The 16878-nt window shown below is 67.2% G+C and carries 16 protein-coding genes; 7 read left to right on the top strand and 9 right to left on the bottom strand.

Going from position 1 to position 16878, the window contains the following annotated elements:
* Positions 1-26: 26 nt before the first annotated feature.
* From ftsL to dinB, 5 genes are all read right to left on the bottom strand, one after another.
* Positions 27-707, bottom strand: coding sequence for a cell division protein FtsL (ftsL, locus tag AC6EUH_RS15430; protein ID WP_056431198.1), 681 nt, complete (start codon positions 705-707; stop codon positions 27-29).
* Positions 704-1702 carry a 16S rRNA (cytosine(1402)-N(4))-methyltransferase RsmH gene (rsmH, locus tag AC6EUH_RS15425; protein ID WP_056432170.1) on the bottom strand — a complete coding sequence of 333 codons (999 nt, stop codon included), beginning with the start codon at positions 1700-1702 and terminating at the stop codon, positions 704-706. Before rsmH ends, ftsL begins: the two co-directional genes overlap by 4 nt.
* Positions 1703-1893: 191 nt before the next feature.
* The gene (gene mraZ / locus AC6EUH_RS15420) at positions 1894-2322 is read right to left on the bottom strand and encodes a division/cell wall cluster transcriptional repressor MraZ (RefSeq protein ID WP_056431195.1); all 429 of its coding nucleotides are present in this window, start codon (positions 2320-2322) and stop codon (positions 1894-1896) included.
* A 430-nt stretch (positions 2323-2752) separates the two neighbouring features.
* On the bottom strand, positions 2753-3127 hold the full coding sequence (locus AC6EUH_RS15415; protein ID WP_056431190.1) for an SCO2097 family morphological protein: 375 nt from the start codon (positions 3125-3127) through the stop codon (positions 2753-2755).
* Positions 3128-3403: 276 nt separating this feature from the next.
* A complete protein-coding gene (dinB, locus tag AC6EUH_RS15410; RefSeq protein ID WP_499739221.1) occupies positions 3404-4564 on the bottom strand; it encodes a DNA polymerase IV in 1161 nt (386 codons plus the stop codon).
* A gap of 176 nt (positions 4565-4740) precedes the next feature.
* Between dinB and AC6EUH_RS15405 the strand changes: the two genes are divergently transcribed.
* Both AC6EUH_RS15405 and AC6EUH_RS15400 read left to right on the top strand, forming a co-directional pair.
* Complete coding sequence (locus AC6EUH_RS15405; RefSeq protein ID WP_056431187.1) at positions 4741-5274, top strand: hypothetical protein; 534 nt, start codon at positions 4741-4743, stop codon at positions 5272-5274.
* A complete protein-coding gene (locus AC6EUH_RS15400) occupies positions 5271-6365 on the top strand; it encodes a polyprenyl synthetase family protein (protein ID WP_056431186.1) in 1095 nt (364 codons plus the stop codon). Before AC6EUH_RS15405 ends, AC6EUH_RS15400 begins: the two co-directional genes overlap by 4 nt.
* A gap of 119 nt (positions 6366-6484) precedes the next feature.
* Here AC6EUH_RS15400 and AC6EUH_RS15395 read toward each other — a convergent pair whose 3' ends face one another.
* A complete protein-coding gene (locus AC6EUH_RS15395) occupies positions 6485-6838 on the bottom strand; it encodes an Rv2175c family DNA-binding protein (RefSeq protein WP_056431183.1) in 354 nt (117 codons plus the stop codon).
* 296 nt (positions 6839-7134) lie between these two features.
* On the opposite strand from AC6EUH_RS15395, the gene AC6EUH_RS15390 reads away from it, so the two are divergent.
* Positions 7135-8532 carry a lytic transglycosylase gene (locus tag AC6EUH_RS15390; protein WP_499739191.1) on the top strand — a complete coding sequence of 466 codons (1398 nt, stop codon included), beginning with the start codon at positions 7135-7137 and terminating at the stop codon, positions 8530-8532.
* A gap of 121 nt (positions 8533-8653) precedes the next feature.
* Positions 8654-10777, top strand: coding sequence for a Stk1 family PASTA domain-containing Ser/Thr kinase (locus AC6EUH_RS15385; protein WP_499739220.1), 2124 nt, complete (start codon positions 8654-8656; stop codon positions 10775-10777).
* 74 nt (positions 10778-10851) lie between these two features.
* On the opposite strand, the gene AC6EUH_RS15380 is transcribed toward AC6EUH_RS15385, so the two are convergent.
* Both AC6EUH_RS15380 and AC6EUH_RS15375 read right to left on the bottom strand, forming a co-directional pair.
* The gene (locus tag AC6EUH_RS15380; RefSeq protein WP_499739219.1) at positions 10852-12225 is read right to left on the bottom strand and encodes a class II 3-deoxy-7-phosphoheptulonate synthase; all 1374 of its coding nucleotides are present in this window, start codon (positions 12223-12225) and stop codon (positions 10852-10854) included.
* Positions 12226-12379: 154 nt separating this feature from the next.
* Positions 12380-13123: a lysophospholipid acyltransferase family protein gene (locus AC6EUH_RS15375; protein ID WP_056431178.1), complete on the bottom strand. Its 744-nt coding sequence runs from the start codon at positions 13121-13123 to the stop codon at positions 12380-12382.
* A gap of 111 nt (positions 13124-13234) precedes the next feature.
* Here AC6EUH_RS15375 and AC6EUH_RS15370 point away from each other — a divergent pair, with 111 nt between their 5' ends.
* From AC6EUH_RS15370 to AC6EUH_RS15360, 3 genes are read left to right on the top strand one after another with little or no spacing between them, the layout of a single operon-like run.
* The gene (locus AC6EUH_RS15370) at positions 13235-14059 is read left to right on the top strand and encodes an alpha/beta hydrolase (RefSeq protein ID WP_499739190.1); all 825 of its coding nucleotides are present in this window, start codon (positions 13235-13237) and stop codon (positions 14057-14059) included.
* A complete protein-coding gene (locus tag AC6EUH_RS15365) occupies positions 14056-14859 on the top strand; it encodes an alpha/beta hydrolase (RefSeq protein WP_056431172.1) in 804 nt (267 codons plus the stop codon). The genes AC6EUH_RS15370 and AC6EUH_RS15365 overlap by 4 nt, the downstream gene beginning before the upstream one ends.
* Positions 14852-15553, top strand: a complete 702-nt coding sequence (locus AC6EUH_RS15360; protein WP_499739189.1) for a hypothetical protein — start codon at positions 14852-14854, stop codon at positions 15551-15553. The genes AC6EUH_RS15365 and AC6EUH_RS15360 overlap by 8 nt, the downstream gene beginning before the upstream one ends.
* A gap of 5 nt (positions 15554-15558) precedes the next feature.
* Here AC6EUH_RS15360 and AC6EUH_RS15355 read toward each other — a convergent pair whose 3' ends face one another.
* Complete coding sequence (locus AC6EUH_RS15355) at positions 15559-16650, bottom strand: ROK family glucokinase (protein WP_056431166.1); 1092 nt, start codon at positions 16648-16650, stop codon at positions 15559-15561.
* Between the last annotated feature and the right edge of the window lie 228 nt (positions 16651-16878).

Genomic DNA, 16878 nt, shown 5'->3' with positions numbered 1-16878 from the left:
TTGCCTTGGCTGGTGGTCCGTCCTGCTTACTGTCCCGGCACCTTCTGTGCGGGGGCGGGAACGGTGCCACCGTGGAGTTCGACGGCCGGGGCGGCAGGTTTGGGCGCGGCCGGCTTGGGCTTAGCGGCGGCGGGCGCGGCGGCGGCGGGTGCAGAGTTTGAATCTGCCTCGGCGGGTTTGCGGTTCGCGAGCGGCTCGTTGACGGTGGCCGGCGGAACGACACTGAGCTGCCCGGCGACGGCCGGCGCGGCGATGACGGCTCCGGCGGCGTCTCCCTTGACCGCGGGCTTGGCCTTGCCCGTAACGGTCAGCGTGGAGAGGTCAATCTGGCCTTTGGCGGTGGAGGTGACCATACCCAGTTCGGCGGCTTTGGCCGCCAGGTTCTGCGGGGCGCCAAAGTTCTGCACCTGCTGGGTGAGGTCCTGGTTCTGCTTCGTCAGGGTGGACTGCTCGCCCCGGAGCTGTACCAGCTGGTACTGGGCGGTGGAGACGGAGATGTTCAGGACCAGCACGGCCATCAGGGCCACCGCGAGGAGGCCGAAGCAGAGCACAACGAACGGGGCCCGGCGTTTCCGCGGAGCGGAACGGACCAGCGAAAGCGGAGTCCGCGCCTTCCGGGACGGGCCGGTGCCAGGGGTGGGCCCGGGAAGGGCGCGGGCCGTCGCGCCTGTGGCAACGGGGAATCTGCTGACAGCTGCGGTGCTCATGCGGCCCTCCTGGCTTTGATGCGTTCCACGGCGCGGAGCCTGGCGGACGCGGCGCGCGGGTTCTCGGCGATTTCGGCGGCGGTGGGCACCTCGGTGCCCTTCGTCAGGGTTTTCAGTTCTGCTTTGTGCTCTTCGAGCTCTACGGGGAACCCGAGGGGCGCGGAGGATTTTGAGCCCGCCTGGAAGAAGCCCTTGACGATCTTGTCTTCCAGCGAGTGGTAGGACATGACCACGACGCGGCCGCCGACGGCGATCGCGTCGATGGCTGCCGGAACGGCGCGTTCCAGGACGTCGAGTTCCTCGTTGACCTCAATGCGGAGCGCCTGGAAGGTGCGTTTGGCGGGGTGCCCGCCGGATTTTGCGGCGCCGGCGGGGACAACGCCGCGGATCTGTTCGACCAGCTCCCCCGTGGTGGCGAATGGCTTCTCGGCCCGGGCGGCGACGATCCGGTTGGCGATGCGGCCGGCGAACTTCTCTTCGCCCCATTTCCGGATGATCCGGACCAGGTCCTCTTCGGAGTAGTTGTTGACGACGTCGGCGGCCGTTTGGCCGCGGCTCGTGTCCATGCGCATGTCCAGCGGGGCGTCGAAGGAATACGCGAAGCCGCGTTCCCGCTCGTCCAGCTGGAGTGAGGAGACGCCGAGGTCCATCAGGACCCCGTGGACCTCCGCGAAACCGAGATCAGCCAGGACCTCGGGGATCTCGTCGTACACGGCGTGCACGAGGTCAATCCGGCTGGCGAAGGGTTTCAGCCTCTCCCCCGCCAGCGCCAGGGCTTCCTCGTCGCGGTCGATGCCAATCAGGTGCAGGTCCGGGAAGCGCTGGAGCATGGCCTCGGAGTGGCCGCCCATGCCCAAGGTGGCGTCGATGACCACGGGAGTCTCCCCACGGCTGCGGGCCGCCTCGAACCCGGGTGCCAACAAATTGATGCACCGGTCCTTGAGGACCGGCACATGCCGTTCGGACGTAGGCTTCGCCTGGTCAGGGTCCGTCATGCCTGCGTCCTTTCGTGGTTCGGCTGCGTCTGGGAGTGCGGTCGGTGTCCGCCGCTTCTTGATCCAGATCCCCATCCGCGCCTATCCTGCGTCCGCCTGGCTCCGGGGAAGTGAGCCAGGAAGATCCGCGGGATGGGCGGCTGGAGATCTCGGTCAAGAATCGTGCGGTGCTGCGTGGTTCCTGTGGGGCTTCAGAGAATCCCCGGTATGGCATCGTCGGTCTCCGAGAAGGCCGTTTCCTTTTCGGCGAGGTATTCGTTCCAGGCTTGGGCGTCCCAGATCTCAGCCCGGGTTCCTGCACCGATAACGGCGAGTTCCCGGCCGAGTCCTGCGTACTCCCGGAGCGCCGGCGGAATCGTCACGCGCCCCTGCTTGTCAGGTACCTCGTCGGAGGCTCCAGAGAGGAAAACCCGGATGTAGTCGCGAGCCTGCTTGTTGGAGATTGGAGCCTCCCGCATTTGCTCGTGAACCCGGCCGAATTCCGCCTCACTGAAGACGTAGATGCAACGTTCCTGGCCCCTTGTGAGAACCAGCCCGCCGGCAAGCTCCTCACGGAACTTCGCGGGAAGGATGATTCGACCTTTTTCGTCCAGACGCGGCGAATGTGTGCCGAGAAACACGGCCCACCGCCTGTCTGTTCGTAGGAAGCCCAACGTCCCCTGTGCTGCCACTACCCTCTTACGTCCTCCACATTACTCCACATCCCTCCACAGTCAACGACACGCCGAACGATTCTGCGTCAATTTGTGGGAGAAACCGCTCAGCGGTTCCCTGCAATGGCAAGGATCCAGGCCTGGTGGTGCGCAGTGGAGGGATTGTGGAGGGCCGGGGCGCCCGGCCGCGCGCGGGAGTGTCACGGAAGGCCGCGAAGGCCCCCGGGGCACTCCCGCGTCCCCGGTCCGGGCCGGAATGGCCCGATTAACGGCAAAAGACCCGCCGCAGCGGGTCTTTTGTGCCACCTGTGATGTTCCGGTGGTGCGGAATGGAGGGCGCGGAATGGAGGTGGAAAGCGGAGGCCGGCGACTGGACGGGCGGCAGCCCCGGAAACGGTCAGGATTCCCCGCGGTGCCTCTCGTCCCAGCGGTCCTCAAGACTGCTCATGAACGAACTCCGGGGTTTTCCGGACTTCCGGGCCGTACCTGCGGCCTTCGCCTTGCCGGCGGCCGAGCCGCGCATGGTGGCGTAATACACACCCGCGCCCATCACGACGAAGCCCAGGACTCCGACGAAAATGTTCTGGATCGTCACGCCGAAGAGCAGGAGTACGACGCCGGCCAAGGTGGCAAGGACGCCGATCACCAAATGGCGGGTTGACCATGAACGTCCCGCGTCCGAGCCCATCGAGCTGGCGAACTTGGGATCGTCCTCATGCAGCTGCTTCTCAAGTTGCTCCAGCAACTTCTGTTCGTGCTCCGAGAGCGGCATCACGACCTCCTTAAGTCGGCCAACGTCCAGACTGACGCGGCCAGTGTCCCTAAACCCACAACGTGTGGGATTCCCGCGTGGTTCCCTTTCGCCGCCGTTGGTCGAACGGGATTTTCCACGGCCCCTGACGGGGAGTTCAACTGGTCCTGCATTAGTCCGAACGCTCGATCCAGTCGTTCCAAACCTACGTATAAATAAGGATAGTTTGTTGCGCCCTGTTCTGAAAGATGCCGAACGTCCTGTTGACATCATGAAGCGGGCGTCTGGCGGCCAATATCAGCCCGGATTGTTCCCGGGGTCCAGGAGCCGGGCCGGGAGCACCGATTTTGTGCCGAATTTGCGGGTCACCTGGTCCAGGACCTGCTCGGCGGCGCGCCAGTTGTCGTCCCTGCGGTCCAGACTCAGCTGCAAGGGTGCGTGGGCGGCTTCCTCGAGCTGTTCGGCGCGTATCCCCACGAGCCGCACCGTCATGGGCCGGTCACCGACTGATTCCAGCAACTGGATGGCGACGGCGTAGAGCAATTGGGCGCTGTCGATCGGCGTGCTGACTGTGCGGCTGCGGGTGATGGTGGAGAAGTCCGCGTAGCGCAATTTGAGGGCAACGGTGCGGGCGTGCATGCCGGCACTGCGGAGCCGCTCCGCCGTCCGGTGCGAGAGCCGCAGCAGTTCCCGGTGCAGTTGTGCCTCGTCGGCGGTGTCCACCGCGAAGGTCTCTTCGGCCCCGATGCTCTTCTCGAGCCGGACGGGGGTTACCGGACGGGAGTCGATCCCCCACGACAGGCGGTGGACGTGCTCCCCTGAAGCACCCAGCACTTTCCGCAGGGACGGCAGCGGGGACGCCGCGACGTCCGCGACGGTCCGGATGCCCATCCTGGAGAGCACCTCGACGGTTTTGGCTCCCACACCCCAGAGTGCGCTGACCGGAAGGCTGTGGAGGTACGGGACCGTCTCCTCCGGGCCAATGAGCAGCAGTCCGTTCGGCTTGCAGCGGGTGGACGCGATCTTTGCCACGAACTTGCTGGCGGCTATTCCCACGGACGCGGTGATGCCGAGTTCGCTGCGGACCCGGGTGCGGATGAGTTCGCCGATCTCCCGGGGCGGACCCAGCCGCCGGATCGCTCCCCCAACGTCGAGGAAAGCCTCGTCCACGCTCAGCGGTTCCACGAGCTCGGTAATCGACCCGAAAATATCCATGATCTGGCCGGAGACCTCGTAGTACAGCTTGTGCCGGGGCTCGATGACCACAGCCGCCGGACACATCCGCATGGCGACCGCCATTGGCATGGCCGACTTGACACCGAACCTGCGGGCCTCATACGAGGCGGACAGCACCACCGAACGGTCAGCGGGGTAGCCGACAATAACGGGCCTTCCAACGAGCGCCGGCCGGCTGCGCAGTTCCACGGAGACAAAGAACGCATCCATGTCCACGTGCATGATGCTGCTGCGCCGGAACTCGCGCAGTTGCGCTTCGCTGAGCCGTCTGGCTGCACCCTGGGGAGACTGCTCCCGCTGCTGTTTATCCTTCTCCGGCACCACAACTTCAATCCTATGCCCCGGGACTGACTAAACTGGAGGCTGAATCCGGCGTCAACACCAGGAGGAAAGCCCCTGTGAAGGTATTTGGACAGCGCAAACGTGCCGCGGCAGCCATATTGGCGGCGGGTACGCTGATGGCCCTGGCCGCATGCACGCCCGCCACCCAGGGGACCCCTTCCGCGGGTCCCACGTCGGCCTCGGCCGAGCCGTCCGCGGCCCAGCCCTCCTCCACAGCGCCGGCCAGCCCCTTCGCCGAGCCCGGCACGTCAGCCACCGTCGGTGCCATGGTCCCCGGGTTCCCGAAGAAGCTCCTTCCGGTGATGCCGGAAGCGAAGATCGTCTCCAGCAGCTTTGACAAGACCACGGTGCCTGCAACCGTGGCACTCGTCGGCAGCATCTCAGCGCCGCCGGCTGAAGTGATGGCGTTCTATACGAAGGAACTCCAGGCCCAGGGCTTCAAGGCCGTTCCCGGGGAGACTGTCGGGGCCGTACCGTCCAAGGACTTCCTCCGCGGTGACAATGACACGGTCAACATCGCCGTGGTGGCCTCAGCCGGGGTTTCCACCTTCACCATCGGCGCAAATGTCGCCGCCGAGTCCGTCAAGTGACCCTCGCGGAGCAATTGCGGCTTGAGCAGGCCGCGTATGTCGCCGCCGTCGCCGGAAAGCTCACCGATTTCCTGACCGCGCGCCAGGCTGTGATGTCGTCGATCTCTACCGACATTGATCCGCTGATGGGTTCCATTTCGAACCTGGTCACCGGCGGAAAACGCCTGCGGGCACTCATGTGCTACTGGGGCTGGCGCGGCGCAGGCGGTGTGGCCGGAGCCGGCGAAGTGGTGACGGCAGGTTCGGCGCTGGAACTCTTCCAGGCAGCGGCCCTCATCCATGACGACATCATCGACCGCTCCGACACGCGCCGGGGCGGCCCCAGCGTGCACCGGCGCTTCAGCGAACTGCACGAGACCCAGGGCTGGGCGCTGGACAGCGAACGGTTCGGCCACGCGGCCGCCATCCTGACCGGCGACCTGTGCCTGTCCTTCAGCGAGGAGTCGTTTACCGAAATCGGGCAGAGTGCGGCGTCCGGAAGCCGGGCACGGCTGATCTTCAACCTGATGCGGGCCGAAGTCATGGCAGGCCAGTACCTCGACATCCTCGAGGAAGTCGCCGGGCCAAAACGGGACCGTGCCGGTGCCGTCAGCCGGGCCCAGTCCATCATCCGCTTCAAATCGGCCAAGTACTCCACCGAGCATCCGCTGGCTCTGGGCGGCGCGCTGGCCGGAGCCAGCGACGAGCTGCTGCGGGGCTATTCGGCCTTCGCCCTCCCGCTCGGCGAGGCCTTCCAGCTCCGCGACGACGTCCTGGGCGTCTTCGGCGATCCTGTCACCACCGGGAAGCCGGCCGGAGACGACCTCCGCGAGGGCAAGCGGACGGTACTGATCGCCTTTGCCTTGGACCTTGCCAGCCAGGCCGAGTCCGCGTACATCGACGCGAAGCTTGGCAGCCCCGAACTCCAGGACACCGACGTGGACGAAATCCGCCGCATCATCATGGACTGCGGTGCACTGCAGGCCACGGAGGTACTGATCGAGGAATTCGGACGGGCGGCGTTCTCCGAACTGGAACTCCTGGAGCTGGATGAACTTCCCAAAACGGCGCTCCGAAAGCTGGCCGAGGCCACGGTCAGCCGCACGGCCTGACCCGGCCCTAGGGACCCCGCTGGACTTGGCTTAACCGCCTCCACAACAAGGCAGGCCCTGCCCCTCATGTCCGAGGTGCAGGGCCTGCCTTGAGTTTCAGTTCAGGGATATTCAGTGGCCTACCAAGCCAGGGACTGAGCCCGGCGCCGGATTTCCGTCTTGCGCCCCTCACGCAGGGCATCGATCGGCCGGCCCCGCAGCGACTCATCCGGAGTAAACAACCAGAGAATGAGTTCCTCGTCGGAATAGCCTGCATCCGCGAGGACCACAATTGTTCCCTTGAGGCTCTCGACGGCATGCCCGTCCTGAATGAATTCCGCGGGAACGGAACGGATCCGGCGTTCACCAACCCTCAATGCAGCCAGCGCACGCTCGTCAAGTAGCGCGTGGACTTTCGTAATGGAAACGTTCAGGAGCTGTGCCACGTCGGGCAGGGGCAGCCATTCGCCCACAAGGCTTTCTACATTACTCACGGATCAAGATTGCCATGCCGGCGGGCTCCGCGCCTAGTCGGCGTCCGGGTATTCAAGGACAGCACTCCGAGCGGTTCTTCCGCGCCTGGCTCGAAGCCCCCGGCCGGAACTCCCCGTGGCTGCCTTTTCGGAATGCCAAGCATTTCTTGTGCTATTTGCCAATTCGTGAGAGATTCACATGGATCACATTTGTAACAGTGACAACTTAAGTCACACTAGTAACATCAGTAACAGCGATTTCACGAGTAAGCCAGGCCAGACCCGCAGCGTCCGCCGCTGAGAAGAGGATCTTCCCCATGACGTCACGTTCGCCAAAGCCCAACCCGGGGCCCAGCCTGCCGATGATTGCGGCCACGACGGCGGCACTTCCCGCCGTCGTCCTTTCTTCTTTGGCGATCGCACAGCCGGCCGCAGCCGAATCGCGCGCCCGCGCCATCCCGGCCACACTGGCCGCGGCCATCCAGGCCCAGGCCCAGGGACTGACCGCCAAGTCGCTGGCGTCCGCTTTCATCCCGGCGAATTCCGTCCCGGCCACCGTTCCGTCCGCCTTCCGGCCCGCCAAGGTTGCCGTGCCGGGGACGTACACTGTCGCCCGCGGCGACACGGTCAGCGCCATTGCCGGCAAGTTCGGCCTGGACACCGCCGTGGTCCTGCGGTCGAACGGGCTAAAGGCCAACTCGATCATCTACCCCGGGCAGAAGATCAAACTCAGCGGGCCGGCGGCAACTCCCGCCAAGGCGGCGCCTGCCGCGCCAAAACCGGCGGCTGCCGCCGGGGGAACCGTCTACACCGTAAAATCCGGTGACACCCTCGGCGCGATCGCCGCCCGCCACGGTGTCAAGCTCTCCCAGGTCTTCAGCTGGAACGGGCTCAACATGGGCTCGATCATCCACCCCGGCCAGAAGATCAAGATCGGCGGCGCCGCGGCCCCGTCTCCGTCTCCGTCCACGCCTGCCCCTACCAAGCCTGCCCCGTCGGCCCCGGCTGCTCCTGCGGCCCCCACCGCCGCTGCCCCGGCGGGTTCCTACACCATCAAGTCCGGCGACACACTGTCCGGTATCGCCGCCCGGCACGGCGTCAAGCTCTCCGCCATTCTCTCGGCCAACCGCCTGACGATGAGCAGCATCATCTACCCCGGCCAGAAGCTCGCGCTTGCCGGCGCGTCCATTGCCCCGGCCTCCACCCCGCCGGCCGCCACGGTGACGCCGCTCGTCCCCAGCACCTTCCTCGGTTTCAGCTACCCGGCCGCCGTCGTCAACTCGGCCAACCAGAACAAGGCCCTGCTGAACGCCTCACCGGTGCCCAGCCGCGAACAGATGAAGACGATCGTGGCGGACACCGCCCGGCGCATGGGGGTTGACCCTTCGCTGGCACTGGCCTTCGCCTTCCAGGAGTCCAGCTTCGACCACCGCTCGGTCTCCCCCGCCAACGCGATCGGCACCATGCAGGTCATCCCGTCCTCGGGCCAGTGGGCCTCGGACCTCGTGGGCCGCAAGCTGAACCTGCTGGACCCCTATGACAACGCCACGGCCGGCGTCGCCATCATCCGCCAACTGGTCCGCACCAGCAAGGACCTTGACACCGCAATTGCGGGTTACTACCAGGGCCAGTATTCGGTCAGCAAGTACGGCATGTACGACGACACGAAGAGCTACGTGGCGTCCATCAAGGCACACCGGAAAAACTTCAGCTAGGAGTCCGCGGCGGCCCCGGCCGGCCGCGCGACCAGCCGCCCAGGCCACTCCCGGCGGATAACGATACGGGCCCGGATCGCATGTTAATTCGGGCCCGTTTCCGTGCAGCGATTAGGATCGTATAGTGCAGGAATACTCGTCGGACCCTCTAGTTGGCACCCTCGTGGATGGCCGGTACCTGATTCAGTCCAGGCTCGCCAGCGGCGGGATGTCCACCGTCTACGTGGCCACCGACCGCCGGCTGGAGCGTGATGTGGCGCTGAAGGTGCTGCACCCCCACATGGCCGGTGACCCGCAGTTCCTTGACCGGCTGGGCCGCGAAGCCAAGACCGCCGCCCGGCTCTCACACCCGCACGTCGTGGGAGTTCTTGACCAGGGCGAGGACGACCGGGTGGCCTACCTGGTGATGGAATACATCAAGGGCCACACCCTGCGTGACGTCCTCAAAGACAGGGGCGCACTGCCTCCGCGCCTGGCCCTGGCCCTGATCGACCCCGTCGTTGAAGGGCTGGGGGCGGCCCACGAGGCCGGCCTCATCCACCGGGACATCAAACCCGAAAACGTGCTGATTGCCGACGACGGGAGGATCAAACTCGGCGACTTCGGGCTGGCCCGCGCCATTTCGACGTCGACCAGCACCGGAGCCCTCATCGGCACCGTGGCGTACCTCTCCCCGGAGCTCGTGCTGGGCAGGCAGGCCGACGCCCGCAGCGATATCTATTCGGTCGGGATCATGCTCTACGAGATGATCACCGGCCGGCAGCCGTTCGACGGCGAGGTCCCCATCCAGGTCGCGTACCAGCACGTCAACTCGTCCGTGGGGGCCCCTTCGGAGCTGGTTCCGGGACTCGCCGGCGAACTCGACGAGCTGGTGCAGTGGTGCACCGCCAACGACCCGGACAAGCGCCCCGTCAACGGAAACGCCCTGCTCTCCGAACTCCGGCACATCCGGCGGAACCTGAGCGACGCCGAGCTCGACCTGCAGCCCCCGGCAGCGCACCCGTCCCTGCCGCCCGTACCGCCGGCGCCCAGCCCGCCCGTCCGGCGCCCCGGCGGCGGCGCCCCGGACCCGCTTGCCGGCGACGGCGCCACCGAAGTGATCGGCGGCCGGCAGCAGCCCACGGAGTTCATCGCCCGCGGCAACAACCCGACCACCGTGATGTCCGCCGCCCCCCGGGGGCACGGCTACGGCCCGCTGTCCGCACCGGACGAAGTTGAGTACCCCGGCAACTCCGACGACGGACCGGACTCCGCGGTCCCGGCCAGCAAACGGGCGCAGCGCAAGCACGACCGTGATGAAGAAAAGGCACGCCAGCGCGCCGCCGCCACTCCGGTGCGGAGCCTGCGCGAGGGAAACCCCCGGCGCCGCGGCCTGCTCTGGATTCTGGTGCTGGTGGTCGCGGCGCTGTTGGCCGGCGGTGCCGGCTGGTTCTTCGGGATGGGACCGGGCTCCCCCGGCACCGTCCCGCAACTCTCAAACAAAACCGTGGCCGAGGCCCAGCAGCTGCTCCGCGCCGCCGGGTTCCAGTCCACCACGAAGGACGTCTACGACGACGACGTCAAGCCGGGACTGGTGGTGGGCACGGAACCCGCGGCCGGCGAGGTGATCCGGAAGTTCCTGCCGGTATCCCTCTCCGTGTCCAAGGGGCCCCAGCTGTTCCCCCTGCCGCAGCTGACCGGAAAGTCCCTGGACGAGGCCAAGACCGCCCTCAACGGCGCGGGCATGGCCCTGGGGAAGATCTCCGAAACTTTTGATGAATCCGAACCCGCCGGTACGGTCCTGGCGCAGGCGCCGCGCAGCGGCAATCCCGTCCGGCACGGCACCCCCGTCGACCTGACCGTGTCCAAGGGACCGCAGCCGATTCCGGTGCCGGACGTTCGCGGCCAGGACCAGGCAGACGCGGTCAAGGCCATCGAAGCCGCCGGGCTGAAAGCTGTCGTCGCACCCGTTGCCGTCAACGACCGGAAGGTGCCCGAGGGCGCCGTCGTGGCGCAGGATCCGGCGTCCGGAAACCTGGCCAAGGGCGGATCCGTGACGCTCACCATCTCCAAGGGCCCCCGGCTCGTTAAAGTCCCCAGCTTCATCGGCAAGCAGGCCGACGAGGCGGAGGCAGCCCTCAGGGAGCTGGGCTTCGACGTGCAGGTGAATGACATTCTCGGCGGGTTCTTTGGCACCGTTCGGGATCAGGATCCGGTGGATGAAGAGGTTCCGGAGGGCTCCGTGGTCACCCTGACCGTGGTCTGACAGCCATCCCGGTTTAAACGAGCTCCGCCCCGGCTGAATCCAGCCGGGGCGGAGCTTTCTGATGCTACGGGGTTTTAGCGCTTGGACAGGGCTCCGGCCACCAGGAAGGCCATCTCCAGGGACTGCATGTGGTTCAGGCGGGGATCGCAGACCGATTCGTAGCGGTCCAGGAAGGACTCCTGGTCCACCGGGTCCGCGCCGCCAAGGCACTCGGCCACGTCATCGCCGGTCATTTCGACGTGCAGGCCGCCGGGAACGGTGCCGAGCGCGTGGTGGACCTCGAAGAAGCCGCGCACCTCGTCAATAACGTCGTCGAAGTTCCGGGTCTTGTAGCCGTTCGGCGAGGTGACGGTGTTGCCGTGCATGGGGTCGGTGACCCACAGGACCTGGGCGCCGGATGCCGTGACCCGCTCCACAATCGGGGGCAGCTTCTCACGGATGTTACCGGCGCCCATCCGGGTGATGAAGGTCAGGCGGCCGGGTTCGCGGTCCGGATCAAGTTTGTCGATCAGGCGCAGCGCGTCGTCGCCGGAGGTTCCCGGCCCCAGCTTCACACCGATCGGGTTGCGCACACGGGAGAGGAAGTCGACATGCGCGTGGTCCAGTTCGCGCGTGCGCTCACCGATCCAGAGGAAATGCGCGGATGTGTCGTACGGGAAGCCGGTGCGGGAGTCGATGCGGGTCAGGGCGCGCTCGTAGTCCAGCAGCAGCGCTTCGTGGCTGGCGTAGAACTCCACGCGCTTGAGGGCCTCGAAGTCCGCGCCGCAGGAAGCCATGAATTTGATGGCGCGGTCGATGTCCCGGGCCAGGGACTCGTAGCGCGCGTGGGCGGGGTTCTCGGTGAAGCCCTTGTTCCACTGGTGCACGAGCCGCAGGTCCGCGAAGCCGCCCTGCGTGAACGCGCGGATCAGGTTCAGAGTGGAGGCCGAGGTGTGGTACGCCTTGAGCATCCGGCCGGCGTCGTGGGCGCGGGATTCCGGCGTGAAGTCGTAGCCGTTGACGATGTCGCCGCGGTAGGCCGGCAACGTGACGCCCTCGCGGGTCTCATCGTTGGAGGAACGCGGCTTGGCGAATTGTCCGGCCATACGGCCCATCTTGATGACGGGCATCGCGGCGCCGTAGGTGAGGACCACCGCCATCTGCAGGATGGTGCGGACGCGGGCGCTGATCTTGTCCGCAGTGGCGGCCTCGAAGGTTTCCGCGCAGTCGCCGCCCTGGAGCAGGAAGGCCTTCCCCTGGGCAGCCGCGGCGAGCCGTTCGCGCAGGATGTCCACTTCGCCCGCGAAGACAAGTGGCGGGAGGACGGAAAGTTCCTTGACGGAGGCTTCAAAAACGGCCGCGTCGGACCAGCTGGGCTGCTGCGAGGCCGGCAGTTCCCGCCAGTGATCCAGGCCGGGGTAGTTTGCCGCTCCGCTCTGGGCGGTGCTGGTCAGCGCGGAGCCGGTCAGGGCGGAGCCGGTCAGGGCGGAGCCGCTCAGGGAACTGTTCAGGGGGGAGGCCGAAGGCGCAGATAGCTCAGTCACCTTCTAAGGATAGTAGCCTCCGTGGCGTTCGTCGGCCCCCGACCGTCATTGATAGCGCCGGTCCCGTCACACGCTGGGGTCATACGCTTCCGGGTGCGGCCGGGCCGGCGCCGGCCGGCCCCTCCTCCGGGACCTCCGTGGCCTTCCCGGCGAGCCGGAGCTTGACGACTGCGGCGTACTCGTCGACGTATTCCTGGCCGGAGAGCCGCATCAGCTCGTACATGATCTCGTCGGTCACGGAGCGCTGGATCAGCCGGTCATCCTCCATGCCGTAGTACCGGCTGAAGTCCAACGGCTCGCCGAAGATCATCCCGATCCGCCGGATGTTGGGCATCCGCTTGCCGATCGGCTGGACCTTGTCCGTGCCGATCATGGCGACGGGTATGACGGGGACGCGGGCCTGCAGCGCCAGCCGTGCCACTCCCACTTTGCCCCGGTACAGCCGGGAGTCCGGGCTGCGGGTTCCCTCGGGGTAGATGCCCAGGAGCGAGCCGTTCTTCAGTACGTCCATGCCGGCATTGAGCGAGAGGGCGGACGCGGCCCCGCCGGAACGGTCCATCGGCAGCTGGTTGGTGAGCCGGAAGAACGTGGCCGTCAGCCTGCCCTTGATCCCCTTGCCGGTGAAGTACTCCGATTTCGCGAGGAACACAACGGGCCGGGGCACCATCAGGGGCATAAAAATGGAGTCCGAGAAGGAGAGGTGGTTGGAGGCCAGGATGGCGGCACCCTCGGCGGGAACGTTGTCCAGGCCCTTGACCCACGGCCTGAAAAGCGTCTTCAGCACCGGCCCGAGAACGAACGTCTTCATGAACCAATAAAACACGTGGTGTACCCCTCCGGAAGGCGTCTGGCAGGCCCCGCGTCGGACCCGGCCCGGACTTCAATGACACCCTACTCTAGTGAGTTTTGTCCGGAACAGTGACACGATGGGCACATGACCGGAAGCAGCACTCCCCTGGCGCCCGCAGCGTTCAGTTATCCCGGCCACGGCGGCAACGCGGGCATCGGCGTGGCCATCTGCCACGGCTTCACCGGCAGCCCCCTCAGTGTCCTCCCCTGGGCCGAACATCTGGCAAGGCAGGGCTTTGCCGTATCTGTCCCGCTGCTGCCCGGACACGGCACGGACTGGCGCGACCTCGCCCGGCACACGTGGCAGGACTGGTACCGGGCCTTCGAGCACTCCTACTTGGACCTCGCCGCCAAAACCCGGCACTGCTATGTGGCAGGCCTTTCGATGGGCGGGACCATTGCCCTGCGCGTGGCCGCCCGCCACAACGTCACCGGGGTCGCCGTGGTCAACCCGGGGCTGAGCTTCTACGACCGCCGGGTGCGTTACATCGGCCTCCTCAAGCACGTCCAGCGCACCACGGTTCCCGTCCAGGAACCGAACCCGACGCCCGTCACCACCGAGGACGGTGACTACTCGCTCACGCCGCTGGAGGCTGTCCACCAGCTGAGCAGGCTGTTCAAGGCGACGCTGCGCGACCTGCCCGCGGTCGCCGCTCCGGCCCTCGTCTTCAAGTCCGCGACGGACGCGGTGGTTCCGCCGTCGTCGACGGAACTGCTGCGGAAGCGGCTGGGATCGCGGGAGCTTGAGATCGTGGGCCTGCCGGACAGCGGCCACGTGGCAACGCTCGACGTCGACGCCCCCACGATCTTCCAGCAGTCCGTTGAGTTCTTCCTCCACCACGCAACCGCCGCGCCGCAGTCCCCGGCGTCAGCTGTCCAGTCCGCCGCCCGAGCCCCGGAGACCCCATGACCATCCCCTTGGACCACACCCCGTTCAGCAGCCCTTTCACCGGAACCGGCACCCGCACCGGCGTCGTGGTGTCTCATGGCTTTACCGGCAGCCCGCACGGCGTCAGGGACTGGTCCAGGTCGCTGGCGGACGCCGGCTACGCAGTGCGGACGCCGTTGCTTCCCGGGCATGGCACCAGCTGGCACGAGCTGGCCCGGACGCACTGGCAGGATTGGCATGGCGCACTGGATGCCGCGTACGTCGAGCTGGCCCAGGAGTGTGACCAGGTAGTCGTGGCCGGCCTGTCCATGGGCGGGGCGCTGGCGCTGCGGATCGCTGCGACGCGTCCGGTCGCCGGGGCGGTACTGGTCAACCCCGGCCTTGTCATTGACGATCCCCGGGCACCGCTGGCGGGCATCCTGAGATTCGTACTGAAGAGCACCCCCGCGATCGCCAACGACATCTTGAAAGAGGGCATCGACGAGGGTGCCTACTCCCGGACGCCGGTCGCCGCGGCGTACCAGCTGAACAGGATGTTCAAAGACACGGTGCGGCTGCTCCCCCGGATCACCGCTCCCGTGCGGGTGTACCGTTCCACGGTGGACCATGTGGTCTCCGAATCGAGCATGCTGGCCCTGCGCCGCGGCCTGACCCACGCCCCGCTGGAGGTGATCCGGCTGGAAAACAGCTACCACGTGGCTACGATGGACAACGATGCGCCCGAAATCTTCCGTGGCTCGGCCGAATTTATCCGGTCGCTGGTCGCGGGAGGCGCCCCGGACGCTGCCCACGCTAGCCAGAAGGACACGGCAGATGAGTAGACCGGACTCCAACTCTCCTGACCCCGATTCATCGGATTCCCGCGCCGGCCAGGACGACGCCGTCTGGCTCGACCTGGTCGCGAGGCTGGAAGGGAGGGACCAAGCAGCGGACCCCGGCGCCCCGGACGTACCGGGAGCCAAGGACAGCGGGGACGAGGTGGAGCGTCCGGGAGCTCCTGTGACGGACGGCGTGGACCGGGACGTCACGTCCCTCGACGGCCCCGCCAGTGAGGGCCCGGGCACTGAGGGCTTCGCCCGCCGGCCCTTCAGCGACTTCGACCCGCTGGGCCTGTCCGCCGGCGCCCCGATCGAACTCTCCGCCGAGGAGCGGCTCGCGCAAAGCCAGTCCGCCGGAGGTTCACCAGCAGGCACACCAGCAGGCACACCAGCCGCGGATGCTTCCGGGGCCCCTTCGGGGCCGCGGGACTATGCAGCCGATGATGGCGACCCCTTCACGGGCGAGTTCGTGCCGGAGGAGCCGCCCAGCCTCGCCGGCGCCGACCCCATGACCGTGCTGGCCTGGCTGGGCGCGGTGGGCGGTCCCGTGGCGCTCGTGATGTCGGCGATGTTCTGGCGCTCGGCCCCGTTGGTGGCCATCCTCGGCATGGTGGCCGCCTTTGCGGCGTCGGTGGTCTTCCTGATCATGAAGCTGCCGGGCGAGAAGGACGAGCACGACGACGGCGCCCGCCTCTAGCCCTGCTAGCTGTGCATGCGGCTGCTGACCCGGGACAGGTCCGCAGCACCAATCAGGCCGGCATTCGGGCCGAGGGCCGCCAGGTCGATGTCCGCCGCCGGCCGGAAGCCGCGGCCGGTCAGGTTCCGGGCGAAAGCCTTCCGGGCCGGACCGACCAGCAGTTCTCCGGCGTCGCAGAGTCCGCCGCCGATCACGAACTTGCCCGGATCAAGTGCGGCAGCCAGGTTGGCGAGCCCCAGACCGAGCCACTCCCCGACGTCTTCGAGCAACTCCCGGGACGTGGCGTCCCCCGCCTTAGCCAGTTCGGTGACAATCACACCGGTGATGCGCTCCGCGTGGCCGTCCACCGCTTTGAGCAGTTCCTGCGCCACCGGGGAGTTGGCGGCGGCAAGCTCCCGGGCTTCCCGACCAAGCGCATTGCCGGACGCATACTGCTCCCAGCAGCCGCGGTTACCGCACTCGCAGCGATGGCCGCCGGGCATGATGATCTGGTGGCCGAACTCCCCGGCGACGCCGAAGCGCCCGCGTTCCAGCCGGCCGTCCATCACCATGGCTCCTCCGATTCCGGTACCGAGAGTGATGCAGACCAGGCGGTTCTGGCCCTGCCCGGCGCCGAAGCGCCACTCGGCCCAGCCGGCCGCATCGGCGTCGTTGGTCAGCAGTACAGGCCGGCGGAGCAGCCGCTGCAGGTTGTCCCGGAGGGGTTCGTTGCGCCACGCCAGATGGGGGCTGAACAGCACGGTGCCGCCGTCGAGGTCCATCCAGCCGGCCGCGCCGATCCCGACCGACCAGATCCGGTGGCCCTGGCCCAATTCCTCAACCAGCTCAACAATGACCTGCTCCACCGCCCGGGGATCATTGCCCGGGGTGGACCGCTTGGCCTGGGCGAGGATCCTGCCCTCCGCGTCCACGACGCCGGCCGCCACCTTGGTGCCGCCGATGTCCACGCCGATGGCGAGGCCCTTCCGGCCCAGCCGCAGATGCTCCCGGAATCCCTGGCCGGCCTGTCCCGCAGCCGCTCCGGCAAGCGTCCGGCGCCGCCAGGCGGAGGTCCTGCGATACGGACCGGGCTGCTGTCCAGGTGTTGGTGTGTGCATGGTTCCCCATCCTATTCGCCCGAGCGCCAGTGCGGGGGCCGCTTTGCCCGGGCACCCGGGCGGAGGCCGCACCATCGGGCGGCCTGGCGGCGCTCCACCGGGCGGCCGCCGCTCCCCCGGTCATGGTCCGGGCCCCCGCCCGGCAGCCGCGGCTTTACCAAACCGTAAGGTTACTCGCCAGTAACTGTGGTGGAACGCACATGCTTTGGCCCACATACTAGTGTTAGT

The sequence above is a fragment of the Arthrobacter sp. 001422645 genome (genome assembly GCF_059816125.1).
The sequence above is the reverse complement of the archived record's forward strand: the minus strand, read 5'-3'. Positions and strand labels throughout refer to the sequence as shown.